Source organism: Pseudomonas sp. BRM28 (assembly GCF_002939405.1).
Classification (GTDB): domain Bacteria; phylum Pseudomonadota; class Gammaproteobacteria; order Pseudomonadales; family Pseudomonadaceae; genus Aquipseudomonas; species Aquipseudomonas palmensis.
Window position 1 is genome coordinate 2705098 of the sequence record NZ_PEFV01000001.1, and the last position, 25121, is coordinate 2730218.

Here is a 25121-nt window from a genome sequence, read left to right on the forward strand (position 1 = left end):
CCTATCAGAAATCCCCTACAGAGAAATTGACCGCAAGGCTCGCAGAACGTTAACTGTACATTCGTACAGTATTTTCGGAAGTCGTGCGTCATGAGCTATTCAATCCTAGGCCCAATCGCCGAGGGCGGCCTGCAGTTGCCCCTGTGCCTGTTCCATGTACCGGCCGGGTTTCCTTCGCCGGCGGCCGATCACATCGAGGCGCACATCTCCCTGGACGAGGTGCTCAATATCCGGGCGCCCCACGTCTACCTGGTCTCCATCACTGGTGAAAGCATGCAGGGCGCCGGCATCTTCGACGGTGACCTCGCTGTGGTCGATCGCTCGCTCGAGCCGGTGCACGGGCACATCGTTGTGGCCCTGCTGAACAATGACCCGGTGTGCAAGCGCCTGTGCATTCGCGGCAAGGACGTGATCCTGCTGTCCGAGAACCCCAAATACCCACCGCGTTACGTGCTGGAAGGGGACGAGCTGTCGATCTGGGGCGTGATCATCGGTAGCGTGCGCAGCCATGTCTAGAGCACCTGTCTTCGCCCTGGTCGATTGCAACTCGTTCTACGCATCGTGTGAGCGCGTGTTCCGCCCGGACCTGGCCAAGGTGCCCATCGTCGTGCTGAGCAACAATGATGGCTGCGTAATTGCGCGCAGCTACGATGCCAAGCCGTTCGTGAAGATGGGCGAGCCGTACTTCCAGATCAAGCACAAGCTCAAGCAGCATGGCATCGTGGCGTTCTCGTCCAACTATGCGCTGTATGGAGACATGAGCGAGCGGGTCATGACGCTGATCGAGTCGATGGTGCCGGCAGTCGAGGTGTACAGCATCGACGAGGCCTTCGCCGATCTGACGGGGATGGCTGACCTGGACCAGCTCGGCCGGCGCATCCGCGCCCAAGTGCTGCGCTGCACCGGTATACCGGTCGGCGTTGGTATCGCCGGCACCAAGACCCTGGCCAAGCTGGCCAACCACACGGCCAAGCGCTTGCAGGTGCAGACCGGTGGCGTGGTCAACATCTGCGACCCGTTCAAGCGCGACTGGGTACTCAGGAATACGGCGGTAAGCGAGGTGTGGGGCGTCGGCCGGCGGATGAATGCTCATTTCGAAGGGATGGGTATCAAGACCGCGATGGATCTGGCCAAGGCCGACTCATGGATGCTACGCAAGAAGTTCAGTGTGGTGGTCGAGAAGACTGCCCGCGAGCTGACCGGGACCCCTTGCCTGGAGCTCGATGAGCCAGATCCCCCGAAGCAGGAGATCTGCTGCAGCCGGATGTTCGGCAAGCGCCTGCAGGAGCTGCCGCCGATCAAGGAAGCGGTGGCCACCTATATGATGCGTGCCTCGGAGAAGCTGCGCGCCCAGGGTTCAGTGTGCAAGAAGGTGCGCGTCAGCATCCGCACCGGCATGTTCAATCCCGACGAAGCCAAGTACGCCAACGGTGTGATCATTGATCTGCCGTACCCAACGGATGATGTGCGCGTGCTGACGAAGGCGGCAGTTGCTGCGCTCGATCGCGTGTTTCGACCAGGGTTCAAGTACAGCAAGGCCGAGGTGCTGCTGATGGGGCTCTGTCAGCGGGGCGAGTTCACGGATGATCTCTTCGCCGATGCCCAGCCGGCTGAAGCTACCCGGGTAATGACGGTACTGGATGAGATCAATAGTCGATGGGGGAAGGGCACATTGCGATCGGCAAGTGTACCCTCAACCCCGGACTGGGGGATGCGGCACGCGATGATAAGTCAGAGCTACACCACTCGGCTCGACCAGCTATGGATAGTGAGTTGCGCTTAAAGTTAAAACAATAGGGAATCTAGGCTGAGAAGGAAGACTCCTTGAACTTAATAAATTATTTTGTGAAGGGCGTTTTGTATTGTTTCGGGAAAATAGGTGATGACCTAAACGGCGATCTGTTAACGTTCTATCGGGTGGGGCAGAATCACTTGGAAGAGATCATCAGTCAGTTAAAATGGCCCATCAACTCGAGAGACAGATTTCCGAATGGCAGAAGATGACCCGACCCGAAACCCACACTGATATTCAGCGTGCTGTCCGGTTTTTCTACTTACAACTGCATCCCTTTGGCGGCAGAGCTACGGGCTGGAAATTCGGTACTGTGACAACCCGTCCGGCCTGTTGCAAATCGAGGAGAAACTCTTCTGGCTGGAATGCGCCGAATGCTACGATCGAGAGTACATCTTTCACAACATGGACTCGCCGTATGGCAGACCTTGTACGAGGTCGACTTTCAGTTCGATAACTACGAGAAAATGGCTAAGTTAATGCTGTGCTGCAAGAGCAGGGTGATGGTCACCATGAACTCGACGCCATGGAGGTGAGGGCCAGCTTTAACCTCGCTATTCTCTGGATCATTTCCAATTTCCGAGCAAAAGAGTGAGGGTAATTATGTTTATTACGCCAAGCCCAAATTCCGGGCTTGGCGCGCTAAAATTGCTATGCTGGAGTCATCGTTCTAAACTGCTCGACTTATTGCGCGTTTTGCTTGCTTCAATTGCTGGATCATCCTGGTCATAGTGCGATCTCCGATGCGTAATGCTAGTTCGGCTTCAAGCCACTCTCGTGCTTGATCTAAATACTGGATGCTTTCTGGCTGATTAGGTAGGCGGTTCGAGAATTTAACCGCTTGGTCTGCAAAGACCTTCGCATGATAAGCTTTGCGAATGTCGCTGTTATAGCAGGTTACTAGGATCTCCATGCTTTCAATAAGTGTGGCAATGACGTCGGCGTCGAGTGGTTTGTCGCTATTTGCTGAGAATAGAATAACGGCATATGTGTTTTTGACAGGCGCGTTCCTTCTGCCGATCATTGTCAGCGCTTCATCAATCCAGCTGAAAGCTAAGTGATACTGTTTTCGATGTGCTAAATAAATTGCCCCTTGCTGTTTCAGAGAGTGGGAATGATCTCTTGTTGAAGCCAGTTCATAAAAATCTAAGCCTTCTTGCCAGCTAGGAAATGCTTTGCCCACTAGCCCGGCCTCATATGCTCCTCTGCGAAAAATATCGTATCTGCTGATTTTCGTTGGAGAAACTTCACGGTGGAATGTAAGCAATAAATGCTTAAGGTCCTCGGAGGGGATTTTACGCATTACAGCGTCAGCAACCGAGCGGGAACGAGGTACGAAATATGCCTGCGTAGAGTCTGAGAGGGAACCTTCGTATGCTGAAAGGAAACTACCCATTGAAACAAGAGTGTCGAGTATTTCTTGAGGGTCGGTGGTATGGTTGCGAGAATAAGCTATAGCCACATCCATCGATGTCGGTACGCGGCAAGAGTACAGGTAGCAGCACAATATCAGAAGGTCGTGCTTAAAAGGGGACTCTATTTTTAGGCTTTTGAGTGCATCTATAAATCGCTCTGTTAGAGAGTGGTCAGCAATGGCACTGTCAATGACTTCAAAGAAAGTAGGGGGGGTGTCAACGTCTAGTTCTCTAGGAAGAGGTTTAATTACCTCTCGACGTTTAAGTCCGGCGGGAATCTTGTCTCGAACTGCTTGTACATCTAATGCAGTCAGGCCTGTAACGTCGATAGGATCAAATTTGCGGCGTGGAAATCTATGTGCCACACTGTCGTATATGTAATCACGTTCTGCAGCGACAACTGTAATGTTTGGGCTGTCGGCAAGCAGGTTAATCGCTTCCCAAGCATCTGCGGCGTTGTCTACAAATAGAAGCACTCTTCTGCCTTCTGAGTCGATCTCTCGCTTTAACAGGCTAGCTTTTTCAGGAGTGATTTCTTCAATATAGAACGGCCATCCAAAATCGGCTGAGGTAATTGTCAATAACTTTAGGAGCGTCGTCTTGCCGGTTAGCGCACCTCCAGTCAGGATGATGTTTTTCTCGGCGGCAATACTGTTGCTAATTTGGTGGAAGTGCTCGTTCTTATGAAGGTTTCCATAAAAAACGTCATACCAAATTGGTTCTGCACCTAGGTAAAATTCACCTAGTGTCCGAACTGGCATTTGTGCTTTTTCTGGCACTCTATATTCTTTGAATGAAGACGCTGCTCGAATTTGCTTCTTATCGGGCTTTTGGGTTGCTTTTAGTTGCTTGAAGTAATTTAGTAATTGTTGGGTTTCGCCGATAATTATCTGAAATCCAAGAGCGCTGTAATATTCTCTAGCTTCGCTGTCGTCCGTTCTTAATACTATCCAAGAAGGGGCTCGATCTTTTCCGTTCGTTGTGTCTTTTGCTAGTGATTGCAGTACTCCTGCGTCTGACACACTATAGCCCCAGTATAGTGTTGGGGTGTTTTTTATTCTATTTATGTATCCAAACCATTTGTCCTTGTCTCGCTCGAAGCTTGATGAGAGTTCTACTGGAGAGAAGTCAAAGCTCTCATCTTCGTAACGAACGCATCCATGCAGCGCAATGTAATCGATTGCGTTTCTTTCGTTAATTGATGGGCCGCGTATAGCTATGTCGTTCAAATAGTAGTTTTGACTATTTTCGTAGATTCGGTAGGTTAGGTCGTCAATGTTAGTTGTGAATATTGACTTAATATTTACTCGCTCTAGGCCTTCATACTCATTATTGTAGTTTATTGTTGTGAATCTGGTTTTGAGGAATTCAATTAGTTCTTGCTTTCTTGTTGCGCTAAGTATTTGGCAAAGCTGTGATAATGAAAGATTTGATTTGGAATCTCTTTCGAATACATCGAGAAGCTCTTTACGCAGACCGTCGCCAACAGGCATGGTCTTGGGAGTATCTCTCATTAGGCCGCTAGCTAGTACTGAGAAGCCCGACCCTGTAAAGAGATTGATTCCATTCAGTAGGTGATGCTTGAAAAGGGCTTCATTCTGAATTTGCATTTTCACGTCCTTACTGTAATGCATGAAAGTGGCTGGTTTTTGTGGTTCGAAAGGCTAGCGTTTACGATGGGTTCCTAGACCCTGGTTCGGATGACCGAGGCTACGGCTTCAGTCGGAGTGATTCGAACAGGGAGGGACCGTAAAGGGATTTTCAGCATGTCAGATCATGTACCGGTTTGCGACGATTTTGAAGTGCTGGTAGGCCGTTTCAGATCCTTAGAGTGGCCGAATCGCGCAAAAATGGTAAGACGTGGTTTCCTTTTTGCGCTGCCTCTCAAAAAGGCTATAAGACCAAAGGATGCCCATTCCATAATCGCCACGGCCCAGAATGGTCTAGTCTGGCTCTAGGTGTGAGAGAGGTTGGCCGGTGAAAAGGACTCTAGCGGGGATGATTGAGGCGGGTGAGCCACTCATGAAGCAGGCTATCGAGGCTATGCGTCAGTATCATGCCGCTGAAGCCGCTGGAGCTTCGGGCGAAGAGGTTGAGCGACTTCGGCTGCTTGCTGAGTCTCTATTTCAAGCCATTTCGGACTATCAACTTCGGGACTTAGGTGGTCCACCAGCGACGCGCCATTAGCCCTGAGCGTAGGTAAAACTGGGGAAATCCCCATGCTAATTATGTGATTTTTGCAAAAAGGCGCTCGCCCACACTGGTGCGTTGGGGGCAGCGCCCTTTCTTACTGTTACTCCAGCTTAAACTAAGGAATTACTCAATCACTAGCGTTAATTTCCTGAAAAATCTCTTAGCAAACGCAAACGTTGAGTGCAGGTGCCGCTGAAGAATTTATGCTTACATTTACACTCTCTTCAAATGAGCTTGTTAAATTAGTGCAATCAACTCTAATTTCCAGAACTCCGCGAATCTGCTCTGGTTATGGAGATATATATAATGTGGCTGTAACATTCTTCGTCGGTCTGATGTCGCCATTGCGTGCACTTTAAAACCACTGACTTCGAAGTGTTTGTGGTCTCGAAGGTTTCCAATAGAAATCATATCGCCCGTGCCTCGGAGTTCAGTTGAAGTACGCATTACTCAGAGGCTGAGTAAGGACGGGCGAGAAGACTAGATTGCGGGTACAGGACTGGTACATGTTTTCAGTCGGCTGCCATTCAGACCCTGTTGAGAAATGGGCTCGTAAGCAGAACGGATCCGATCCTTCATTGGCCAGGGAATGCGGTGCGTTGCGGTCATTGGGGAGCGTTGCTCGTATGCCGAACCGGTATTAAGAACTCGAAACACTCTCGAACCAATTTCCGGCCCAAGAGGTGCGTTTCTGAGAGAGCCAGTGGGGGATTCGGTCCAGCAAACACTACGCTCCAACCCCCGCTAACTCCCATGCCTTAGCGCATGGTGATGTTAGCGGTAGAAATCAAGTGCTTATCCTGCGGGGTGTCCAGAGGTGTGTTTAGGTGCCGCCGACCTTTTGGGGCCGATTTTGGGCCCGTCAGATACGGGACGGCAGCTTCTCCAGCTCCTTCCAATCCGAGGAGGAGCTGATCCATTTTGCGTAGGTAGAGAGCAACATCTCGACGCTGTGGCCGAGTTGGTTCGCGATGAACGCGGGTTCATCCCAGCCATTAGGCACATAGTTGCGTAGGTGTGGCGCGTGTCGTACTGCCGACGTTCACGGATGCCCAGCGCCTTGAGCGCGAGCTTGAAGTGCCTGATTGTAACACCTGCCTGCCTGATCTACATCCCGCCTTTACCCGGCTGGAACACAAAAGGACTGGTGGGAGTGGCTGATTTCGATGCCATTTTGCGCAAACCCGGTACCACGGCCTGTTGCTCCCCAGCGTGCTCATCCCCGGGTTTCTTCCTTTTTGCCCGCATGCTTGTCTGCGGGCCGCTACTGCGGTCGTGCTTGCGCGCCGCCGCAGCGGCCCGGCCAGTTCTTCGTTTGCCACGGCAACAGCTCTCCAGGCCCGCGCCTTTCGGCGGACTGATGTGTTATAAAAAAGTATGTCAAACAGGAGGTTAGATATGGCCAATAAAGCCAAACCGTTCTACTACGCTGCGGCGCCACTGATTGCAATCGGCGCTGCGTTCGCCGCAGTCGGCGCCTCTGGGCAAGCTGCTTTTGGCTACACCGCGGTCGGCTTTCTGGTGCCTGGTGTAGTGTTGCTCATTACCGGATATCGCCAGCGGGCTTGACGTGTGCGGTGGGGTCAAGCTGCAGGCACAGGCATACACATAGGTGCCTGAGTGAAAATACTCAACGCGGACTATCGAGCGAGCCTTGAATAGGGAGGCCCTGCCTGAAGCGAAAACTCTTGTTCCAGGCATCTACCCCAGACAATAGGGGGGCGTGATTCCAAGAGAGCCCTTACGGAACTGCCTCGCAATGCCTGTCTCGGCCAAATTGTTAATTTTTTTCGCGTAATACTGGCTTAATTTTTAAAAGGCTTGATTGCCTGCTTTGGAGGTTGACGACATTTTTTTGATGATCAGTGCCCAATTGTAAGAGCCATTTTCAGCGAATACACTCCAGACCATGAAACGCTACCTGCGGTTTTGTCTCATCTTCTTGATCAGCCTGGCGCTTCCCCTCAGTGGGATGGCGGGGGTTCAGGCACCGACAGAACCTTGCCCGATGAAGACCATGGGTATGGCTATGATGGACGACATGGGCATGGATTGTTGCAACGACATGAAAAGCCCTGTCGAACACGGCAAACCTTGCAAGCCGGGCCAGGAGTGCAAGTCGGGCGGTATGTTGCAAGTCTCAATCTTCAAGCCTCCTGTGACCGTGTTCAGCCCCGTAGTGCTTTCCCTCATCAGCGATTCTCTGCCTGTACAGACCCCGTCCGGGGTATGGCGACCGCCACGCGTTTGATTCCTTTCCAACATTGAGCCTCATTCCGCATTAGCGGGATGGACTAGCTGCGCGCGTTCCATTTTTTCGCCTGCAGTGGATGATCACAGGAATCGTAAACATGAACTCCAAGTGCAATTGCACAGGCTGGTCTCTTATGGCCGGCTTGGCGGCAAGCGTGCTGGCATTGCCGAGCTTCGCTGCGCCATTGACGCTCGATGAAGCTCTGCGTCTGGCCGAAAACAATGCGCCGTCGCTGACCGCACAAGATGCCAAAATTCAAGCTGCCAGCAGTGCAGCTATTCCAGCCGGTGAATTACCTGATCCCAAGCTGCTGATGGGCGTGCAGAACTACCCCATTGGGGGCCCGGATCGCTGGAGCATCGACCAAGACTTCATGACCATGCAAATGGTCGGGGTCAGACAGGAGATGCCCAACAGCGACAAGCGCAAAGCGCGGATTGAGGTCGCCGATGCAGCTATTGATCGCGCCTCTGCGGAGCGTCGAGTCGAACGTCTGAAGGTACGCCAGTCCACGGCATTGGCCTGGATCAGTAGTTACTCGGTTGAGCGCAAAGATGCACTGTTTCAGGACTTCTACAAAGAAAATCTCCTGCTAGCCGATACTGTACGGGCTCAGATTGCCGGTGGCCGCGCTCAACCTGCTGACGCGGTGACACCCAAACAAGAAGCAGCCAAACTGGCAGAACAACAGGACGATCTGACTCTCCAAAGAGCGCAAGCACAAGCGGCTCTCAAACGCTGGATTGGTTCTGCCGCTAACGACAAGCCTGTGGGTAGTTTTCCTGAATGGCCGGTCGACACCTCAGGCTACTCCCATAGGCTGCAACACCATCCCGAGTTGGCTGCGTTTGCACCGATGACCCGCGAAGCGCAGGCCAAGGTTCGGGAAGCCGTATCAGAGAAGCGGTCGGACTGGAGCTGGGAAGTGGATTACCAGCATCGTGGCCGTGAGTTCGGCGATATGGTCAGCGTGCAATTTTCTTGGGATTTACCTCTGTTTCCTGACTCGCGCCAAACCCCCAAAATCGCTGCCAAGCAGGCTGAACTCAGCCAGCTCGAGGCCGAGCGCGAAGCCCTGTCACGCGAGCACACTCAGCAATTGGAGAGCGAACTGGCCGACTATGAGCGCCTGAATCGTGCGGTGCGTCGAAATCAGGAAAGCCTGTTGCCTCTGGCCAAGGAAAAGGTCGAACTCAGTATGGCGAGTTATCGGTCGGGCAAAGGCGATTTGAGCGCCGTGGTTGCCGCCCGACGTGAACTCGTCGAAGCGCGCCTCAAACAGATCGACGTGGAGGAGCAACGAGCGCTGACCAGTGCGCGCCTGTATTTCGCTTATGGGGAGACCAGCCAATGAGCCTAAAAAAATGGAGTGGGTCATTGGTGATAGGCATCTCGTTGGCATTGGGTGTAGCCGGTGGGTACTGGTTCGCTCATCTGCGCATGAGCGAAGTGCCAAGTACCGTTCCAGAGCAGAGCCTCAATTCTCCAAACGAGCGGAAAGCCCTGTATTGGTACGATCCCATGTACCCGCAACAAAAATTCGACAAGCCGGGTAAATCCCCCTTCATGGACATGCAGTTGGTTCCCCAGTACGCCAGCGGTGCAGGGGATCGGGCAACTGTGAGTATTGATCCGAGCTTGACTCAAAATCTCGGGCTGCGTTTTGCGACCGTCACCCGTGGTGTCCTGGATTCCAGCCTCAATGTGACAGGCATCCTGGCGTTCAACGAGCGTGATGTCGCGGTGATTCAGGCTCGCACCAGTGGTTTTGTGGAGCGGGTCTACGCCCATGCTCCCGGTGACGTGCTCAAGGCCAACGCGGCATTGGCGGATATCCTAGTGCCAGAGTGGGCAGCCGCCCAGACGGAGTTCCTTGCCCTGAAACGCAGCGGGGATGCTGAGCTACTGGCTGCGGCCCGCCAACGATTACTGCTCACGGGAATGCCAGCGGCACTGATCACTCAGGTCGGGCGTAGTGGCAAGGTTCAGCCTTACTTGACGCTCACCAGCCCTATAGGTGGTGTGCTGCAAGAATTGAATGTTCGTGCAGGCATGACCGTGGCGATTGGCGATACTCTGGCACGTGTGAACGGCTTGAGCAGTATCTGGCTGGCCGTGGCCATTCCAGAATCGGAAGCCGGAACTCTCACCTTAGGACAGACCGTCGAAGCGCGCTTGCCTGCCTTTCCGGGAACAACACTCAATGGCAAGGTCAGCGCGATTTTGCCCGAGACCAACTCGGACAGTCGCACAATTCGTGTGCGGGTGGAGCTGCCCAATCCTGACGGTCACCTGAGACCAGGTCTGTCGGCGGAGGTACGTCTGAACCGCTCGACCGAGCAGAGTGTCCTGTGGGTGCCAAGCGAGGCCGTCATTCGCACTGGTCGACGTGCTCTGGTGATGCTCGCCGCAGGCGCGGGTCGCTACCGTCCTGTGGAGATCCAACTTGGGCAGGAAAGCGATGGTAGAACGGCGATCCTGAAGGGCTTGGAAGAAGGTCAGAAGGTGGTTACGTCTGGCCAATTCCTGCTCGACTCGGAGGCCAGCCTTAAGGGCGTTGTCATAGGGGCGGAGGACGAGTCACCACCAGGTGCAGCAGGCTCCAGCTTACATGAAGCGGATGGGCAGATTGTTGAGATCAACGACAAAGAGGTCACTCTTGCCCATGGCCCTTTCAAGACGTTGGGCATGCCTGGTATGACGATGACTTTCCCGCTTGCCAAACCGACACTGATGCAGGGACTTGAAACGGGTGACAAGGTTCGTATCGGAGTTACTCAAACCGATGATGGTTTGCGTGTGGATCGCTTGGATAAATCGGGGAGCCAGCCATGATCGCGGCCCTGATTCGTTGGTCAGTGGCCAACCGTATCCTAGTGCTACTGGCGACATTGTTCGTTACGGCTTGGGGCATTTGGTCGGTGCAGAGCACCCCTATAGACGCGCTGCCCGATCTCTCTGATGTACAGGTAATCATCCGTACACCTTACGCAGGCCAGGCGCCGCAGATTGTCGAGAACCAGGTCACCTATCCGTTAGCCACCACCATGCTCTCGGTGCCGGGTGCCAAGACGGTACGTGGTTACTCCTTCTTTGGTGATAGCTTCGTTTACGTGTTGTTCGAAGACGGCACTGACTTGTATTGGGCCCGTTCGCGGGTGCTGGAATACCTGAGCCAAATACAAAGTCGATTGCCTGCCAGTGCCAAGCCGGCGTTGGGGCCGGATGCGACAGGGGTGGGGTGGATCTATCAATATGCACTGGTAGATCGAAGTGGCGGACACGACCTGGCACAGCTTCGCGCTCTTCAGGACTGGTTCCTCAAGTTCGAACTCAAGACTTTGCCCAACGTTGCGGAAGTGGCTACCGTGGGAGGCATGGTAAAGCAGTACCAGGTGCAGCTCGATCCGCTCAAACTGGCCAGCCTCGGCATCACGCAAGTCGAGGTGAGCGAGGCTATCGGCAAAGCTAACCAGGAAACCGGTGGTGCCGTGTTGGAGATGGCAGAGACCGAGTTCATCGTGCGGGCGTCGGGCTATTTAAAGACACTTAATGACTTTCGAGCGATCCCGCTTAAGTTGGGTTCAGGCGGTGTGCCGGTGACCCTGGGTGATGTCGCCACGATTCAGTTAGGGCCGGAAATGCGCAGGGGCATCTCCGAACTCGACGGCGAAGGTGAGACCGTCGGTGGTGTGGTGATTTTGCGTAGCGGCAAGAATGCTCGCGAAACCATTGCAGCGGTCAAGACCAAGCTCGATGAACTGAAAAGCAGTCTGCCGGCTGGTGTGGAAATCGTCACCACCTACGACCGCAGCAAGCTGATCGACCGCGCTGTCGATAATCTCAGTCACAAGCTGATCGAGGAGTTCATCGTCGTCGCCTTGGTGTGTGGGATCTTCCTCTGGCACCTGCGCTCATCCCTGGTGGCGATTATCTCGTTACCGGTTGGTGTATTGATTGCCTTCATCGTCATGCGTTACCAGGGTATCAACGCCAACATCATGTCCTTGGGCGGAATAGCCATCGCCATTGGTGCCATGGTCGATGCTGCCGTAGTGATGATCGAAAACGCCCACAAGAAAATCGAGGCCTGGCACGCAGCCAATCCGGATGAGGAGCTAACGGGGGAGCGTCATTGGCATGTGATGACTGAAGCAGCGGCAGAGGTAGGCCCGGCACTTTTCTTCTGCCTATTGATCATCACCTTGTCGTTCATTCCGGTATTCACCCTGGAGGCTCAGGAAGGACGGCTGTTTGGCCCATTGGCGTTCACCAAGACCTACGCCATGGCCGCAGCGGCGGGATTGTCTGTGACTCTGGTGCCCGTGCTGATGGGCTACTGGATTCGAGGGCGAATACCCAATGAGCAGCAGAACCCGTTAAACCGTTGGCTGATCCGAATCTATCAGCCGGCTTTGGATATGGTCTTGCGTCGACCTAAGATCACATTGCTGTTGGCGCTACTGATTTTTGTCAGTGCGCTATGGCCAATGTCGCGCTTGGGTGGTGAGTTTCTTCCGCCGCTGGACGAGGGTGATCTGCTCTATATGCCTTCGGCTTTGCCGGGCTTGTCGGCACAGAAAGCAGCGCAATTGCTGCAACAGACCGACCGCCTGATCAAAACCGTGCCCGAAGTCGAACATGTCTTCGGTAAAGCGGGACGCGCGGAAACTGCCACCGACCCCGCGCCGCTAGAGATGTTCGAAACCACCATTCAATTCAAACCGCACGAGCTATGGCGTGCAGGCATGACCCAGGAAAAACTGGTGGAAGAACTGGATCGAGTGGTGCGAGTCCCTGGACTGACGAATATCTGGATACCACCGATTCGCAACCGTATCGACATGCTGGCCACTGGGATCAAGAGTCCCATCGGGGTGAAAGTTGCCGGCACCAACCTGACGGAGATCGACGCCGCTACTCAGGCGGTAGAGCGCGTTGCCAAGGGTGTGCCTGGTGTCAGTTCAGCTCTGGCTGAGCGCCTGACCGGTGGCCGTTACATCGACGTGGATATCGACCGCAAAGCCGCCGCGCGCTACGGGCTGAATATTGCCGATGTGCAGTCCATCGTGGCCGGTGCTATCGGTGGTGAAAACGTCGGGGAGACCATTGAAGGGCTCGCCCGTTTTCCGATCAGCGTGCGCTACCCACGGGAGTGGCGTGATTCGGTCGGCGCCTTGGAGCAATTGCCGATCTATACCCCGCTAGGGAGCCAGATCACCCTCGGCATAGTGGCGAAGGTCAAGGTCACGGATGGCCCACCGATGCTCAAGAGCGAAAACGCACGACCTTCGGGTTGGGTATACATCGATGTGCGTGGTCGAGACATTGCCTCGGTGGTCGCCGATCTGCGCCGAATCGTCAGTGAGCAGGTCAAGTTGCAGCCCGGAATGAGCCTGAGCTATTCAGGACAGTTTGAATTTCTCGAAAGGGCCAACGCACGACTCAAGCTGGTGGTGCCTGCCACGCTGCTGATCATCTTCGTGCTGCTCTATCTGACGTTCGCCCGCTTCGATGAGGCTTTGCTGATCATGGCCACGCTGCCATTCGCACTTACGGGCGGAGCATGGTTCCTCTATCTGCTGGGATTCAACCTATCGGTCGCCACCGGGGTCGGCTTTATCGCCTTGGCCGGTGTGTCCGCCGAGTTTGGTGTGATCATGCTGCTCTACCTGAAGAATGCCTGGGCCGAACGGGAAGACCTCGGCGACAGCACTGAGCGCGGGCTGGTGGCAGCGATTCGTGAAGGCGCTGTGCAGCGCGTTCGACCCAAGGCCATGACCGTGGCGGTCATTATTGCCGGTTTGCTGCCGATCCTGTTGGGCAGTGGCACTGGTAGCGAAGTGATGAGCCGCATTGCCGCGCCCATGGTCGGCGGCATGGTCACGGCCCCCTTGCTTTCCCTGTTTGTCATTCCGGCAGCCTATCGCCTGATGCGTCGCCGGCACCTCATCGTTGAACCGATCAAACCACAAGGAAAATTCGTATGAAACTGACCCTGATCGCAGCTGCCAGTACCGCGTTTATGTTTTCACTTTCTGCCTACTCGCAGGACATGCCGGGTATGAAAATGGATGGTATGGAGGGCATGAAGATGGAGCAGGAAACAAAACAGGCTCCAGTTGCTGACGCTGAGGGAACCATCAAGGCTATGGATACTTCGAAGCATACGGTGACCATCTCCCACGGAGCTGTGCCAGCGGTGCAATGGCCCCCAATGACTATGGCCTTTTCAGTGACGGAGGATCAGCTGGCAGGTCTGAAGGTCGGAGACCATGTATCGTTTTCCTTTAGGGTAAAGGATGGCAAAGCCGCAATCGTTTCCATTAAAAAATAAGACTGTAGCGATGAGAACTACCGGCACGCTCTGTCGTGCCGGTTTGGAAAGGCTACCCTTGCTAAAATCCGCCATCTGATCGTCGCCACAATTCGCGTATTTACCATGGACACCACGTGATCCATTTCTGTGAAAATGCGTGTGGTCTATGGACGCCGGAAACTTGCTCTAAACCCCGCCAACTGTTCATTCAAACTGATCTCCATGGGTTGACATCTTTCCTTTATATCGACGAAGCCTTCGCCGATCTGACGGGTATGACCGACCTGGACCAGCTCGGCCGGCGCATCCGCGCCCCGTGCAACCACAAAATGGAAAAACACCGAATCGCCCCAAGTGGGGTAAGCCAAGGCTGCGGTACTTGTAAGCGAACGCTGTTTGTCCCCTCAAATCTTGATTTCTGATATGTGCGTGCTTTATTGGCTGATGTTTGTCGTCATTGACGATCAAACACTATTTGTCATTACCGAGCCAGGTGCTTGCACGTTCGCTTGAAGGCCTGGGCTCGCGCGTGTTGATAATCAGTTTGGTCAAGGAAATCAAAGGAATGAAACTTTCACCCGCAGCAAAAGGAATTGCACTGGCCCTGGTCGGTTTCTGTTCATCGATACCCGTGGTGCACGCCTGCACGCGGCTGGTTTTTCTTGGAGATAACCAACAGATCATAACGGCACGCTCAATGGACTGGGCGAAGGATGTGGAAACCAACCTGTGGGTGTTCCCCCAGGGCATGAAGCGCCACGGTGAGGCAGGCCCCAATTCGGTTACCTGGACGTCGAAGTACGGCAGTGTCATTGCGTCCGGCTACGATATTTCCACCACCGACGGCATCAACGAAGCCGGGTTGTCTGCAAACCTGCTGTGGCTGGTGGAATCAGAATATCCAGCACTCGAACAGGGCAAGCCAGGGCTCAGTATCTCGGCATGGGCTCAGTACGTATTGGATAACTTCAAGACCGTGGCTGAAGCGGTCGAGGCGCTCAAGGCCGAACCGTTTCATGTGGTGACATCCAAGGTTCCGAAGGAAACCCGCCTGGCAACGCTCCACCTTTCAATGTCCGATGCGTCGGGTGATAGCGCAATCGTTGAATATATCGATGGCAAGCAAGTCATTCACCACGACAGAAAATATCAAGTGATGACGAACTCGCCGAAGTTCGACGAGCAGTTGGAAATGTATGCTTATTGGCAAGGCATTGACGGAACACAGATGTTGCCTGGCACCAACCGCTCGCCTGATCGCTTTGCGCGTGCGTCCTTCTACGTAAATGCCGTGCCCAAGCATGAGGATGCGCGGCTGTCACTGGCCAGTGTGTTCAGTGTGATTCGCAACGTCTCGGTGCCGTACGGCATTACAACGCCAGATCAGCCCAATATCTCATCCACGCGCTGGCGGACCGTGGCGGACCATAAACACAAGCAGTATTTTTTCGAGTCCGCAGTCACGCCCAATACGTTCTGGGTTGACCTGAAAAAGCTGGACCTCAGCCAGAAAACCGGCAAGGTGAAGAAGCTGGACCTGGGCCCGAACCAGGCAAACGTGTATGCCGGCGAAGTGTCCGCGCGCTTCGAAGAGTCCGCACCGTTCAAATTCGAGGGGATTTGAATTGCACCAGCGACTTGATCCCTGACATTTACACTCAGGACGCAACAGCGCTCGCCTCGGCAATCATGAGGTCGAGCGCTTTTGTGTGCGTTGAACAAAAGGCGGCTCGGTCATCAGCCTGCCTGCGACAACCCAAATCCCAGACAAAGAAAAGCCCGCGATGGGGGGGAGCGGGCTTAAAGGTTTCTACTAGGAGCTGGGTCAACCATAAGCCTTCGAATGTGAAAGGCTTGTGAAAATTACGGGATTGGTCTGAATGATTGCTATTTCACCGTGCAGGTCCAGCGGTGATTGTGCCGGTAGGGCGCGCGCATGAAGGTGATGTCCGAGACGCGGGTCAGGCCGCGTTTGCGCAGGGCGTCGGTCAGTTGTACGAGTGTCTCTGCTTCGATAGTCATTGCTGTTACCTCGTCAGATTTACTGCGTTCATAGGTCTGGACCGGGCGGGTGTCGGGCTAATTCAGTTTTTTTGCCCGTGTATCGACGACCGCAAACAGGCCAGGCAAAAAAGATGAACCACCCACGCCGCCACGCGCTCACATGAACAGCGGTACCTCAAACGCAGTTCCCGAAAAACAGAACGAGGATTTCATGATGAATACCCTGTTGCGAAGCAGCGCTTTTGCGCTGGCGTTTACCCTGGCAGGCGCGGTACACGCGGCCCAGGACGCCGACGATTTCGTGGAAGACGCCTCGGCCAAAGGCATCGCCGAAGTGGAAGCCGGCAAGCTGGCCCAGGAGAAGGGCAGCGCCAGCGACGTGAAGGCCTTTGCCGACATGATGGTCAAGGACCATACCGCAGCCAACGAGAAGCTCAAGGCCATCGCTGCCAGCAAAAAGCTGGAAGTCTCGGATGATGCCATGCTGATGGACAAGGCCAAGGCGATGATTCTGGAGCTGCGTAGCGCCAAGTCGTTCGACCAGGCCTATGCCAACAACCAGGTCAAGGCGCACGAGGCCACCATCGAGCTGTTCGAGAACTATGTGAAGGACGGCACCGATGCCGAGCTCAAGGCGTTCGCCGAGAAAACCCTGCCCACGCTGAAAGAGCATCTGACCAAGGCCAGGGCACTTGCCAGCGCACACGGCGGTGATGCAGCCCAACCCTGAGTCAATGCCCGCTGGCCAGTGCGCAGGCGCTGGCCATTGGCAATGCAGTACGCACCGTTCCAGTCGTAGAGGAGAGGTGACGATGAACGACACGGACAAAAGGCAGGCGTTGCAGAACTGGCGACAGGCGTTGGTCCACGAGCATGCGTCACTGGACGCCGAGCAGCGTTACGACAAGGCGTTGATGGCCGCCGATGCACTCGAGGTGGCGGGCATCATCAGCAGTCGCGAGTGGCGCGAGCTGGTGAAGGAAGCCAATGCCTTTATCTTCCACTGAGGGGCCTTGCCTGTGCCGGCATTGCCTGGAGGTTAACGTCATGAAACTGACCGCGTTGGCGTTGCTGGTCGCCAGCCTGTCGATGCTGCAAGGGTGCTTCAACGAGCCCGAGCATGTCGACAAGGATACCGATCGCAGCAAGTCTTCCCTGCAGATGCAAAAGCCCGACACGCCCCCTGCGGAGCCGGCGCCTCGGCAACCCCCCAACAACTAACTTGAGCGAACGTGCGCCCCAGTCAGCCGAGGCTTGGGGCGCAGGGCTCAGAAGGTGGGCGGGGTGATCACCCAGATCACCACCGCATCCACTTCACCCGGGTTGCCGTACTTGTGCGGCTCCTGGCTGGAGAAGCTGAAGCTGTCGCCTTCGCCGAGTTCGAAATGGCGATCCCCCACCCACAGCTCGAAGCGGCCGGACAGCACGTACCCGGCTTCTTCGCCCTCGTGGCTGTAGCTCTGCTGGCTGTAGGTGCCTGGCGGAAAGCGCGAATGGAGCATCTCCAGTTCGCGGTTGGGTTGCGGGGTGAGCAACTGGTCGACGATGCCGTCTTCGTAATGCACGCTCAGTCGGCTCTGCCGGCGCACCACGTAGCCGCTGTCCTCGGGGGCGGTGACCGCCTCGCTGGCGAAGAACCACTGGATGGTCACGCCCAGGCTGCGGGCGATATTGAACAGTGCCGGTATCGAGGGGTACGACAGGTTGCGTTCCAGCTGGCTGATATAGCCGGCGGTCAGCTCGCTCTGTTGCGCAAGCTCGGTCAGGGTCATGCCGCGACGCTTGCGAAGCCCGCGAATGCGCGTGCCCAGAAAGTGCGGCGCGGCGCTGCCGTCCTCGGCGGTGGGCGGCAGCTTGCTGTTGTTGCTCATGGCGTTATCCGATCAGCCCTGCAAAGGCCCGGAGTATAAACAGCCTCACAGGCTCGCGGCGACTTTAAGGCCCTCATAGATGGCTTCCTCGGCGGTACGCGCCGCCAGGCAATCGCCAATGCGGTGTACTGCGGCCAGGTCCTGGATCTCGCCGGCCAGGGTGTCGACCGGGTGATGGCCGTGGCACAGCACCAGGGTGTCGATGCCCTCGAAGATCATCGCCTCGCCGCTGGCGGTGTGCTGCAGGTAGACGCTGCTGTCGTCGCAGCCATACAGCCGCGCATAGGGCGTGATCGGGATGCCCAGCTTGTGCAGCTCGCCGGCCATCTGGTCACGCACATACAACGGCAGGCTCTCGCCGCAGTGGGTACCGTTGACCGCCAGTTGCACCTGATGCCCGGCGCGGGTCAGGCGTTCGGCGATGCCCGGCCCGATCCAGTCGCAGCGCCAGTCCATCACCATCACCGAGCGACCGACCTGTACCTGCTCGCGCAGCACCTGCCAGGCGTCGACCACCTGCAACTCGCCGCCGCGCTCGAACGCCGGCCAGTAGGGCGCGGCACCGGTGGCGACGATCACGGCATCCGGCCGCTCGCGCGCGACCAGCGCGCGGTCGACCCGGGTATTGCGCACCACCTCCACGCCGGCCAACTGCATCTCGCGTTGCAGGTTGGTGCTGGCACCGCCGAATTCGCTGCGCCGTGGCAGCAGTTGCGCCAGCAGCACCTGGCCACCCAGTTGGGCGGCCGCCTCATACAGGGTGACCTGATGACCACGGGCCGCCGCTACTGCGGCAGCCTTCATGCCGGCCGGGCCGCCGCCCACCACCATCACCTTCTTGCGCAGCGTGGCAGGCTGCAGTTGGCCGAACTGCCGCTCGCGCCCGGTCTCCGGATGCTGGATGCACGAAATCGGCAGGCCCTTGTGGAAGTGCCCGATACAGGCCTGGTTGCAGGCGATGCAGGCACGCACGTCTTCGGCCCGGCCGCTGTCGGTCTTGTTCGGCATCTGCGGGTCGCAGATCAGCGCGCGGGTCATGCCACACACGTCGGCCTGGCCGCGGGCAAGTATCAGCTCGGCCTCCTGGGGCTGGTTGATGCGCCCGGTAACGAACAGCGGAATGTCCAGGCTGGCCTTGAAGGTGCCCGCCTCGCGGGCCAGATAGGCGGCCTCGATGGCCATCGGCGGCACGATATGCACCGCGCCGCCCAGGGACGCCGAGGTGCCGGCCACGATATGCACATAGTCCAGTTGCCCTTGCAGGGCCTTCACCGCGCCGAGCGATTCATCTTCGCTCAGGCCCTCGGCGTCGCGTTCATCGGCGCTGATGCGCAGGCCAATGATGAAGTGTTCGTCGGTGCTGGCACGCACCGCGGCGATGACCTCGCGCACAAAGCGCAAACGTTGTTCAAGGTCGCCGTTGTAGCCGTCGCTACGCCGGTTGACCCGAGGGTTGATGAACTGGGCGGGCAGGTACCCGTGGCTGGCCACCACCTCCACGCCGTCCACGCCCGCCTGATGCAGGCGCCGCGCCGCCGCAGCATAGCCGGCCACGATCTCGTCGATCATGCCTTGGTCAAGCTCGCGCGGCATCACCCGGAACCGTTCGTTGGGCACCGCCGAGGCCGAGTAGGCCACCGCCAGCAAGCCGTCGCTGGACTCCATGATCTCGCGGCCCGGGTGAAAGATCTGCGACAGCACCACGGTGCCGTGGGCATGGCAGGTCTCGGCCAGCCGGCGATACCCCTCGATGCAGGCGTCATCGGTGGCCATCAGCACGTGGGAGGTGTAGCGGGCGCTGTCGTGTACGCCGGCCACCTGCAGCACGATCAGCCCCACACCACCTTCGGCCCGGGCCTGGTGATAGGCAATCAGCTGTTCGTTGACCAGGTTGTCGGTGGGCATCGAGGTGTCGTGGCCGCTGGACATGATGCGGTTCTTGAGGCGCTTGCCACGGATCTGCAACGGGGTGAACAGGTGCGCGAAGGCGGTCGACATGGTGGTCAGGCTCCAGCGGGGGTGTTGTTATTATTTTTCTATGAAAGTGTACCGACAGTAAAAAATCAACTTGTTTTTTTACTTGGGTTTGATTAGCGTCGAGTCACCCCAGTGCAGGGGCTTACCTCACAAAAACAAGAAAGTGGACCACGCCGGCGCCAGGCCGAGTGGTACCCGCAGGAGGATCCATCGATGAAAGCGTTCCCGCGTAAACCAGGCCTGTATGCAGTGCTGCTTGCCCTGGGCCTGGGCAGTGCCCAGGCAGCTCCGCAGATGGTCGTGGTGGGTTATGGCGGTGCCGGGCAGAAGGCCCAGGACGTGGCGTTCTTCCAGCCGTTCAGTGCCCAGGACAAGAGCAAGCTGATCCAGAGCGAGTACAACGGTGAAATGGCCCGCATCAAGGTGATGGTCGACACTGGCAATGTGGACTGGGATGTGGTGCAGATCGAAGGGCCCGACTTGATGCGCGGGTGCGACGAAGGCATGTACGAACCCCTCGACTGGAAGCAGCTGGGGCATGCCGACGAGCTGATCCCGGACGCTGCCCAGGCGTGCGGCTCGGCGGCGCTGGTGTGGAGCGTGGCGATCGCCTATGACCGCGACAAACTGGCCCAGGCGCCCACCTCCTGGGCCGACTTCTGGGACGTGAACAAATACCCGGGCAAGCGCGGCCTGAGGAAGCGTGCGGTGTACAACCTGGAGTTCGCACTGCTGGCCGACGGCGTCAAGGTCGAGGACGTCTACAAGGTGCTGGCCACCCCCGAGGGCGTGGACCGCGCCTTTGCCAAGCTGAGCGAGCTCAAGCCCAACATCCAGTGGTGGGAGGCAGGCGCGCAGCCGGCGCAGTGGCTGACCGCGGGTGACGTGGTGATGACCTCCACCTACAGCGGGCGCATCGCCACCGCCGCGCAGGCCGGTGCGCCGTTGGCGGTGGTATGGCCCGGCAGCCTGTACGGCATGGACTACTGGGCCATCATCAAGGGCTCCAAACATGTCGACCAGGCCAAGCGGCTGATCGCCTACACCAACGACCCGGCAGCGCAGGTGCGCTATGTACAGCAGATTCCCTACGGCCCGACCAACACCCAGGCCGCGGCAAAGCTGGACCCGTCGCTGACCAGCTGGGTGCCGACCTCGCCGCAGAACCTTCAAGGGGCGCTGTCGATGAATGTCGAGTTCTGGGTCGATCATGGCGACGAACTGGAGGAGCGGTTCAACGCCTGGGCTACCAAGTAGCCGTTGCAGCCCGTCTCCTGCACCGTTCTGCAGGAGCGGGCTCAGCTGTGAAGGCGTGCGCGGCGCCCCTTCAAATTCTGGTTAAATACGCGCTTACCAGAACCGCCGGCGAGCCCGTTCCATGCACGATGACGACGATATCCACGAACCCGAGCACGACCACCTGCTCGACCACGAATTTCACGATCAATACATTGCCCCCGAGCCAGAGGCGGGCGGTATGGATGAGGATGACGAGGACGATGATGCCTGGGGTCTGCTCGACGATGACGATGACCAGCCCGAAGACCCGTAGCCCTGCCGGCTTCACCATTCGTCGCGTGTGCTGCACCCTGGCCCCGGCCTGACCTCCAACTGACAGGGCCCGGATGTTCCGGGCCTTTGCTGGCGAGGTGTTCCATGACTGACCAAGTGACTGCCCAAGCCCAAGACCCCACCCAACCGACGACGGCTCCCGAAGACGTCGATCCGCTGGCACGCCCACCGGTGTTCACGCCAGATCGTCCCGAGGACTGGAAAGACCCGGCCAGCGGTGATGGCGTGCCCGATGACGAAGACATGCCGCTGCCCAATGATTGAGCGCAGGGGCGTCTGCCAGGGGGCTGGGGGGATCGCTGGCAGACACCCGGATGCCTGGCCCCATTCGACGACGTGGAGGTATTGATGACCGGTAATCAGCACAAACCAGAAGGACCGCATTCATCCGAGCACGCCTCTGAACGGGACACGCTGGACTTTGATCCCGATTCGCCAGACCTGGATGACCCGCAGGTGGATCCGGTAGGCCCGGCCAAGGCGCCCAAGGGCGGGCCAGAACCACGCAAGCCACCGCTTCTTGGCGAGTAGCCGCAAACAAGGGCCCGGCGCAATGCCGGGCCTTTTTGCAATCAGCCGTGCAATCAGCCGCCGGCTGCCTTGGCCGCGGTCACACCCGCCGCACTGAGCTTGATCGGGTAACGCACTGACGGTTCATCGTCGGCCCTAACGGTGACCGCACCGTCCTGGATCAACCCCTTGTCCTGCAGTTGCTTGAGCGTCTCGGCCACCGCCTTTTCGCCTTCGAAGTTGTCCAGCACTTCCTTGCCCAACCCGTTCGGGTGGGCGTGGTACAGCCGGGTGAGTACTTCGTTTTGCAGTGTTTGATTGGTCATTGCCTGCCTCGCAGTGTTCATGGGTATGAAGGGCGTTGCACAGCTTCCGACAGGCCAGGGCGGCAGGGATTCCACCGGATGTCGCGAGGGGGCGACCGGTTGCGTTACAGCAGGTTGCGGGGTGGGGGCGGGCAGCAGGGCCCTGAAACAGAACTGCCCCGGGCAACGCCGCGGGGCAGTGGGGCAGTGGGTCAAGCGCTACGCCGGGGCGTCAGGGCTTGTTGTTGAGCTTGCGCAGTTCTTCGTAGGTGGCCGACTGGACGAACCAGAAGCCGGAAACGATGCACCAGGTCAGCGTACCGACAATCAATGTGCCCAGGCCAGCCAGGAAGCTCTGGCTGAACATGAACAGGCCGGAAATCCAGATGACGGCCAGTGCCACGTACAGCACCACGTTGTTGACGCTGATAACAAAATCTTTCACGAGTAATCCTTCCCGAGTCATTGTCCACTGTCGCACGAACGGCGTGCGACAGGCCGCTATCATATTGATATTGCGACAACAATTCCATCGGAACGGGCGATGCGCCTGCCTGTCAGCGGCTAGCGAAAACGCGGCAGCGGTCGGTCCAGGGTGAGGGAGGTCAGGGTCTTCTTCACCAGCACCTCGTCGGCTTCGACGGCCTTGAGGGTGTCGCGGATCTTGCCCGCCACCGGTACATCGCCCTGGCGGTCGATCCAGTCGGCGATCTCCTTGCAGGCCACGGCCAGGCGGTCCTGACGGTGGTTGATCAGGGTCAGCAGGGTGGTGATCTCTTTGTCGGACATGGCGCATTCCTCCCTTCGGCGAATTAAGTGTAGCAGTGCGCCGGCAGTTGGCCCCCCCAGCCTCAATCGGGTTTGCCGCGCACGATGCGCCCGTCCTTGACCTCGTCGGCATAGGCCTTGAGCTTGTCCGAGTCCCGGTACAGGCGGTTCATCAGGTGCAGCACCGCCACCACGTCGACGTCCTTGATGCGCTCGGCCAGCTTGCTGATTTCACCGGCGGTACGCTCAAGGTCGGTGGCGACCAGCTTCAGGTCACGTTTGAGTTCTGCGGAGGACTTCTTGATACCCATGGATACCTCGGATGGGCTGATTGCGTTCAAATGGGTGCATTCTAGCAGGCGACACCATCGGCAACAGAAGAGGGGAGGCACAGCATGAGCGCCAGGGTGCAGGTACGGGCCAACCGTCGTGGCCGCGATATCGCGGTGGGCGATATCCATGGGCACTTCCAACGCCTGCAGCAGGCACTGGATGCCGTCGGGTTCGATCCGGCCATCGATCGGCTTTTCAGCGTGGGCGACCTGGTCGACCGTGGGCCCGACAGCGAACAGGCGCTGGCATGGCTCGATCAACCCTGGTTTCACGCGGTGCAAGGCAATCATGAAGCGTTGGCCATTGCCCACGTGCGGGGCCACTGGCTGGACCAGGCGATGTACCGCGCCAGTGGTGGCGGCTGGTTTCTCGACCTGGAAGCGCAGGCCCAGGCCCGCTTTGTGGCCGCCTTCGAACAGATGCCCCTGGCGCTGGAGCTGCAAACCCCTGAAGGCCTGGTCGGCCTGCTGCACGCCGACTGCCCGTTCGCGCATTGGCAGACACTGTGCGAGCAGCTGGCAGGCGAACCTTCAGCCGATGTTCAGGAGGTGTGCCAATGGTCGCGGCGACGCTTGCAGCAGGGCGACACTGGCGAGGTTCAGGGCTTGCGTGCGCTGATCGTCGGGCACACCACGCTGCGCGAGGTGAAGGTGCTGGGCAATGTCTGGCACCTCGATACCGGCGGCTGGGCAAGCGGACACTTCAGCCTGCTTGATCTTGCCAGCCTTGAGTTACTGCAGACGCCTAGATGAACCACCACGGGTCACCGTTGGGCTTGGTGGGGGTTCGCCTGAGCTGGCGTATCGATACCCATGCCAACGCGATGCCAACCAGCAGCATCAGGCCACTGAACACCATCTTGAACAGGATCGCGGCATGAAACGCGTCGGGGTTGTCACGCAGCGTATGGGTCACGTGGTGGACTGGCCGGATACGGTTGCTGACCATACTGATCACGCTGCCCGCCTGCAGGTCTTGCAGGTTCAGCAGGACCATCGTCAGGGCACCCACAATCAACAGGAAGCCAGCCATCAGCAAGACCATCATATGGCCGCTGCCCACGCTGTTCTGGCGCATGGTCGCCTCCTGGCAGATTTCGAGAAGCGCGCGATCATACATGACTTGACGCTGGCCGGCAGGGCATTTGAAACTCGTTGCCCCAGCCACCGGAGCCCCTCATGGACCTGACCACCCTCGCGTTATTCATCCCGGCCTGTTTCGCCCTGAACATGGCCCCTGGCCCCAACAACCTGCTGTCGCTGAACAACGCCAGCCGCTACGGCCTGCGCACGGCCTGCCTGGCTGGCGCCGGCCGCCTGCTGGCGTTTGCCGGCATGATCGTACTGGCCGCCATGGGCCTGGCGGTGGTGCTGCATACCAGTGAATACCTGTTCCTGCTGGTCAAGGTGCTGGGCGCCGGCTACCTGTTCTACATCGCCTGGCAGTTGTGGCGCGCACCGGTCGGCGAGGCCGCGCAGGTCGGTGCACGCGGCGTGGGCACCCTGCGCCTGGCGCGTCAGGAGTTCCTGGTGGCGGCGGGCAACCCCAAGGCCATCCTGATCTTCACCGCGTTCCTGCCCCAGTTCGTCAGTGTGACAAGCGCCACGCCGGTGGCCGAGCAGTTCGCCGTGCTGGGGGCGATGTTCCTGGTACTTGAGTGGCTGGCCATCGCCATCTACGGCTGGCTGGGGGCGTACATGCAGCGCTGGTTCAACCAGCCTGCACCGCGTCGGCTGTTCAACCGGGTCAGCGCATCGTTGCTGGGCCTGGCGGGGTTCGGCCTGCTCGCCGCACGCCGGGCCTGAGCC

At 57.7% G+C, this 25121-nt stretch carries 28 protein-coding genes and 2 pseudogenes; 20 read left to right on the forward strand and 10 right to left on the reverse strand.

The window, feature by feature from the left end; genetic code table 11:
- The first annotated feature begins 90 nt into the window (after positions 1-90).
- From CR917_RS12955 to CR917_RS27705, 3 genes and pseudogenes are all read left to right on the forward strand, one after another.
- Positions 91-516: a LexA family transcriptional regulator gene (locus tag CR917_RS12955; RefSeq protein WP_104572423.1), complete on the forward strand. Its 426-nt coding sequence runs from the start codon at positions 91-93 to the stop codon at positions 514-516.
- Positions 509-1783 (forward strand): translesion error-prone DNA polymerase V subunit UmuC, encoded by a 1275-nt coding sequence (gene umuC / locus CR917_RS12960; protein ID WP_104572424.1) that lies wholly within the window; start codon positions 509-511, stop codon positions 1781-1783. The genes CR917_RS12955 and umuC overlap by 8 nt, the downstream gene beginning before the upstream one ends.
- Before the next feature lie 98 nt (positions 1784-1881).
- A pseudogene (locus tag CR917_RS27705) lies at positions 1882-2319 on the forward strand (DNA adenine methylase); the annotation flags it as partial.
- A gap of 143 nt (positions 2320-2462) precedes the next feature.
- Here CR917_RS27705 and CR917_RS12965 read toward each other — a convergent pair.
- Positions 2463-4817, reverse strand: a complete 2355-nt coding sequence (locus CR917_RS12965; protein WP_158255588.1) for an SIR2 family protein — start codon at positions 4815-4817, stop codon at positions 2463-2465.
- A gap of 388 nt (positions 4818-5205) precedes the next feature.
- On the opposite strand from CR917_RS12965, the gene CR917_RS27710 reads away from it, so the two are divergent.
- A complete protein-coding gene (locus CR917_RS27710) occupies positions 5206-5394 on the forward strand; it encodes a hypothetical protein (RefSeq protein ID WP_104572426.1) in 189 nt (62 codons plus the stop codon).
- A gap of 868 nt (positions 5395-6262) precedes the next feature.
- Here the strand turns inward: CR917_RS27710 and CR917_RS28085 are convergent.
- Positions 6263-6573, reverse strand: a pseudogene (locus tag CR917_RS28085) (integrase).
- Positions 6574-6798: 225 nt separating this feature from the next.
- Between CR917_RS28085 and CR917_RS27405 the strand changes: the two are divergent.
- The 7 genes from CR917_RS27405 to CR917_RS13010 all read left to right on the forward strand — a co-directional run bounded on the left by CR917_RS27405 (position 6799) and on the right by CR917_RS13010 (position 15597).
- Entirely contained in the window at positions 6799-6969 is a 171-nt protein-coding gene (locus tag CR917_RS27405) for a hypothetical protein (protein ID WP_167400192.1), read from the forward strand.
- Between the two features lie 340 nt (positions 6970-7309).
- On the forward strand, positions 7310-7651 hold the full coding sequence (locus CR917_RS27715) for a hypothetical protein (RefSeq protein ID WP_054914555.1): 342 nt from the start codon (positions 7310-7312) through the stop codon (positions 7649-7651).
- 100 nt (positions 7652-7751) lie between these two features.
- On the forward strand, positions 7752-9008 hold the full coding sequence (locus tag CR917_RS12985; RefSeq protein WP_104572427.1) for a TolC family protein: 1257 nt from the start codon (positions 7752-7754) through the stop codon (positions 9006-9008).
- Positions 9005-10489 carry an efflux RND transporter periplasmic adaptor subunit gene (locus tag CR917_RS12990; protein ID WP_104572428.1) on the forward strand — a complete coding sequence of 495 codons (1485 nt, stop codon included), beginning with the start codon at positions 9005-9007 and terminating at the stop codon, positions 10487-10489. Before CR917_RS12985 ends, CR917_RS12990 begins: the two co-directional genes overlap by 4 nt.
- The gene (locus CR917_RS12995; protein WP_058540155.1) at positions 10486-13644 is read left to right on the forward strand and encodes an efflux RND transporter permease subunit; all 3159 of its coding nucleotides are present in this window, start codon (positions 10486-10488) and stop codon (positions 13642-13644) included. The genes CR917_RS12990 and CR917_RS12995 overlap by 4 nt, the downstream gene beginning before the upstream one ends.
- On the forward strand, positions 13641-13991 hold the full coding sequence (locus CR917_RS13000; RefSeq protein ID WP_078480399.1) for a copper-binding protein: 351 nt from the start codon (positions 13641-13643) through the stop codon (positions 13989-13991). Before CR917_RS12995 ends, CR917_RS13000 begins: the two co-directional genes overlap by 4 nt.
- 547 nt (positions 13992-14538) lie before the next feature.
- The gene (locus CR917_RS13010; protein ID WP_043861477.1) at positions 14539-15597 is read left to right on the forward strand and encodes a linear amide C-N hydrolase; all 1059 of its coding nucleotides are present in this window, start codon (positions 14539-14541) and stop codon (positions 15595-15597) included.
- A gap of 263 nt (positions 15598-15860) precedes the next feature.
- Here the strand turns inward: CR917_RS13010 and CR917_RS27720 are convergent, their stop codons facing one another.
- Positions 15861-15995, reverse strand: a complete 135-nt coding sequence (locus tag CR917_RS27720) for a hypothetical protein (protein WP_255001044.1) — start codon at positions 15993-15995, stop codon at positions 15861-15863.
- A gap of 196 nt (positions 15996-16191) precedes the next feature.
- Between CR917_RS27720 and CR917_RS13015 the strand changes: the two genes are divergently transcribed.
- The 3 genes from CR917_RS13015 (at position 16192) to CR917_RS27410 (ending at position 17198) form a co-directional block, all read left to right on the forward strand.
- Entirely contained in the window at positions 16192-16707 is a 516-nt protein-coding gene (locus CR917_RS13015) for a DUF4142 domain-containing protein (RefSeq protein WP_043861503.1), read from the forward strand.
- 82 nt (positions 16708-16789) lie between these two features.
- Positions 16790-16984 (forward strand): hypothetical protein, encoded by a 195-nt coding sequence (locus CR917_RS13020; protein WP_054914550.1) that lies wholly within the window; start codon positions 16790-16792, stop codon positions 16982-16984.
- A gap of 40 nt (positions 16985-17024) precedes the next feature.
- On the forward strand, positions 17025-17198 hold the full coding sequence (locus CR917_RS27410) for a hypothetical protein (RefSeq protein ID WP_167400191.1): 174 nt from the start codon (positions 17025-17027) through the stop codon (positions 17196-17198).
- Positions 17199-17245: 47 nt separating this feature from the next.
- On the opposite strand, the gene CR917_RS13025 is transcribed toward CR917_RS27410, so the two are convergent.
- Together CR917_RS13025 and CR917_RS13030 are read right to left on the reverse strand one after the other, a co-directional pair.
- Complete coding sequence (locus tag CR917_RS13025) at positions 17246-17848, reverse strand: helix-turn-helix domain-containing protein (protein WP_043861479.1); 603 nt, start codon at positions 17846-17848, stop codon at positions 17246-17248.
- Between the two features lie 45 nt (positions 17849-17893).
- Positions 17894-19846, reverse strand: a complete 1953-nt coding sequence (locus CR917_RS13030; RefSeq protein WP_104572430.1) for an FAD-dependent oxidoreductase — start codon at positions 19844-19846, stop codon at positions 17894-17896.
- 192 nt (positions 19847-20038) lie between these two features.
- Here CR917_RS13030 and CR917_RS13035 point away from each other — a divergent pair, with 192 nt between their 5' ends.
- The 4 genes from CR917_RS13035 (at position 20039) to CR917_RS27725 (ending at position 21928) form a co-directional block, all read left to right on the forward strand.
- A complete protein-coding gene (locus CR917_RS13035; RefSeq protein WP_104572431.1) occupies positions 20039-21082 on the forward strand; it encodes an ABC transporter substrate-binding protein in 1044 nt (347 codons plus the stop codon).
- A 121-nt stretch (positions 21083-21203) separates the two neighbouring features.
- Positions 21204-21377, forward strand: a complete 174-nt coding sequence (locus CR917_RS27415) for a hypothetical protein (protein ID WP_167400190.1) — start codon at positions 21204-21206, stop codon at positions 21375-21377.
- 104 nt (positions 21378-21481) lie between these two features.
- Positions 21482-21661, forward strand: coding sequence for a hypothetical protein (locus tag CR917_RS13040; RefSeq protein ID WP_080922870.1), 180 nt, complete (start codon positions 21482-21484; stop codon positions 21659-21661).
- An 84-nt stretch (positions 21662-21745) separates the two neighbouring features.
- Entirely contained in the window at positions 21746-21928 is a 183-nt protein-coding gene (locus CR917_RS27725) for a DUF6021 family protein (protein ID WP_078480403.1), read from the forward strand.
- A gap of 53 nt (positions 21929-21981) precedes the next feature.
- Here CR917_RS27725 and CR917_RS13050 read toward each other — a convergent pair whose 3' ends face one another.
- The 4 genes from CR917_RS13050 to CR917_RS13065 form a co-directional block, all read right to left on the reverse strand.
- On the reverse strand, positions 21982-22233 hold the full coding sequence (locus CR917_RS13050; RefSeq protein ID WP_104572432.1) for a hypothetical protein: 252 nt from the start codon (positions 22231-22233) through the stop codon (positions 21982-21984).
- A 211-nt stretch (positions 22234-22444) separates the two neighbouring features.
- Positions 22445-22657, reverse strand: coding sequence for a hypothetical protein (locus CR917_RS13055; RefSeq protein ID WP_043861484.1), 213 nt, complete (start codon positions 22655-22657; stop codon positions 22445-22447).
- 119 nt (positions 22658-22776) lie between these two features.
- Positions 22777-23001 (reverse strand): hypothetical protein, encoded by a 225-nt coding sequence (locus CR917_RS13060; protein ID WP_043861485.1) that lies wholly within the window; start codon positions 22999-23001, stop codon positions 22777-22779.
- A 62-nt stretch (positions 23002-23063) separates the two neighbouring features.
- Positions 23064-23291 (reverse strand): hypothetical protein, encoded by a 228-nt coding sequence (locus tag CR917_RS13065; protein ID WP_043861486.1) that lies wholly within the window; start codon positions 23289-23291, stop codon positions 23064-23066.
- Between the two features lie 84 nt (positions 23292-23375).
- Here CR917_RS13065 and CR917_RS13070 point away from each other — a divergent pair, with 84 nt between their 5' ends.
- Positions 23376-24065 carry a metallophosphoesterase gene (locus CR917_RS13070; RefSeq protein ID WP_104572433.1) on the forward strand — a complete coding sequence of 230 codons (690 nt, stop codon included), beginning with the start codon at positions 23376-23378 and terminating at the stop codon, positions 24063-24065.
- On the opposite strand, the gene CR917_RS13075 is transcribed toward CR917_RS13070, so the two are convergent.
- Positions 24058-24390, reverse strand: coding sequence for a hypothetical protein (locus CR917_RS13075; protein WP_104572434.1), 333 nt, complete (start codon positions 24388-24390; stop codon positions 24058-24060). The genes CR917_RS13070 and CR917_RS13075 overlap by 8 nt on opposite strands.
- 101 nt (positions 24391-24491) lie before the next feature.
- Here CR917_RS13075 and CR917_RS13080 point away from each other — a divergent pair, with 101 nt between their 5' ends.
- A complete protein-coding gene (locus CR917_RS13080) occupies positions 24492-25118 on the forward strand; it encodes a LysE family translocator (protein ID WP_043861489.1) in 627 nt (208 codons plus the stop codon).
- Positions 25119-25121 lie beyond the last annotated feature (3 nt).

What these genes read in the sequence shown, in the direction of transcription:
- CR917_RS12955 (WP_104572423.1), top strand. Translation starts at nt 91, where the DNA reads ATGAGCTATTCAATCCTAGGCCCAATCGCCGAGGGCGGCCTGCAGTTG.
- umuC (WP_104572424.1), top strand. Translation starts at nt 509, where the DNA reads ATGTCTAGAGCACCTGTCTTCGCCCTGGTCGATTGCAACTCGTTCTAC.
- CR917_RS12965 (WP_158255588.1), bottom strand. Translation starts at nt 4,817, where the DNA reads ATGCAAATTCAGAATGAAGCCCTTTTCAAGCATCACCTACTGAATGGA.
- CR917_RS27710 (WP_104572426.1), top strand. Translation starts at nt 5,206, where the DNA reads ATGATTGAGGCGGGTGAGCCACTCATGAAGCAGGCTATCGAGGCTATG.
- CR917_RS27405 (WP_167400192.1), top strand. Translation starts at nt 6,799, where the DNA reads ATGGCCAATAAAGCCAAACCGTTCTACTACGCTGCGGCGCCACTGATT.
- CR917_RS27715 (WP_054914555.1), top strand. Translation starts at nt 7,310, where the DNA reads ATGAAACGCTACCTGCGGTTTTGTCTCATCTTCTTGATCAGCCTGGCG.
- CR917_RS12985 (WP_104572427.1), top strand. Translation starts at nt 7,752, where the DNA reads ATGAACTCCAAGTGCAATTGCACAGGCTGGTCTCTTATGGCCGGCTTG.
- CR917_RS12990 (WP_104572428.1), top strand. Translation starts at nt 9,005, where the DNA reads ATGAGCCTAAAAAAATGGAGTGGGTCATTGGTGATAGGCATCTCGTTG.
- CR917_RS12995 (WP_058540155.1), top strand. Translation starts at nt 10,486, where the DNA reads ATGATCGCGGCCCTGATTCGTTGGTCAGTGGCCAACCGTATCCTAGTG.
- CR917_RS13000 (WP_078480399.1), top strand. Translation starts at nt 13,641, where the DNA reads ATGAAACTGACCCTGATCGCAGCTGCCAGTACCGCGTTTATGTTTTCA.
- CR917_RS13010 (WP_043861477.1), top strand. Translation starts at nt 14,539, where the DNA reads ATGAAACTTTCACCCGCAGCAAAAGGAATTGCACTGGCCCTGGTCGGT.
- CR917_RS27720 (WP_255001044.1), bottom strand. Translation starts at nt 15,995, where the DNA reads ATGACTATCGAAGCAGAGACACTCGTACAACTGACCGACGCCCTGCGC.
- CR917_RS13015 (WP_043861503.1), top strand. Translation starts at nt 16,192, where the DNA reads ATGAATACCCTGTTGCGAAGCAGCGCTTTTGCGCTGGCGTTTACCCTG.
- CR917_RS13020 (WP_054914550.1), top strand. Translation starts at nt 16,790, where the DNA reads ATGAACGACACGGACAAAAGGCAGGCGTTGCAGAACTGGCGACAGGCG.
- CR917_RS27410 (WP_167400191.1), top strand. Translation starts at nt 17,025, where the DNA reads ATGAAACTGACCGCGTTGGCGTTGCTGGTCGCCAGCCTGTCGATGCTG.
- CR917_RS13025 (WP_043861479.1), bottom strand. Translation starts at nt 17,848, where the DNA reads ATGAGCAACAACAGCAAGCTGCCGCCCACCGCCGAGGACGGCAGCGCC.
- CR917_RS13030 (WP_104572430.1), bottom strand. Translation starts at nt 19,846, where the DNA reads ATGTCGACCGCCTTCGCGCACCTGTTCACCCCGTTGCAGATCCGTGGC.
- CR917_RS13035 (WP_104572431.1), top strand. Translation starts at nt 20,039, where the DNA reads ATGAAAGCGTTCCCGCGTAAACCAGGCCTGTATGCAGTGCTGCTTGCC.
- CR917_RS27415 (WP_167400190.1), top strand. Translation starts at nt 21,204, where the DNA reads ATGCACGATGACGACGATATCCACGAACCCGAGCACGACCACCTGCTC.
- CR917_RS13040 (WP_080922870.1), top strand. Translation starts at nt 21,482, where the DNA reads ATGACTGACCAAGTGACTGCCCAAGCCCAAGACCCCACCCAACCGACG.
- CR917_RS27725 (WP_078480403.1), top strand. Translation starts at nt 21,746, where the DNA reads ATGACCGGTAATCAGCACAAACCAGAAGGACCGCATTCATCCGAGCAC.
- CR917_RS13050 (WP_104572432.1), bottom strand. Translation starts at nt 22,233, where the DNA reads ATGACCAATCAAACACTGCAAAACGAAGTACTCACCCGGCTGTACCAC.
- CR917_RS13060 (WP_043861485.1), bottom strand. Translation starts at nt 23,001, where the DNA reads ATGTCCGACAAAGAGATCACCACCCTGCTGACCCTGATCAACCACCGT.
- CR917_RS13065 (WP_043861486.1), bottom strand. Translation starts at nt 23,291, where the DNA reads ATGGGTATCAAGAAGTCCTCCGCAGAACTCAAACGTGACCTGAAGCTG.
- CR917_RS13070 (WP_104572433.1), top strand. Translation starts at nt 23,376, where the DNA reads ATGAGCGCCAGGGTGCAGGTACGGGCCAACCGTCGTGGCCGCGATATC.
- CR917_RS13075 (WP_104572434.1), bottom strand. Translation starts at nt 24,390, where the DNA reads ATGCGCCAGAACAGCGTGGGCAGCGGCCATATGATGGTCTTGCTGATG.
- CR917_RS13080 (WP_043861489.1), top strand. Translation starts at nt 24,492, where the DNA reads ATGGACCTGACCACCCTCGCGTTATTCATCCCGGCCTGTTTCGCCCTG.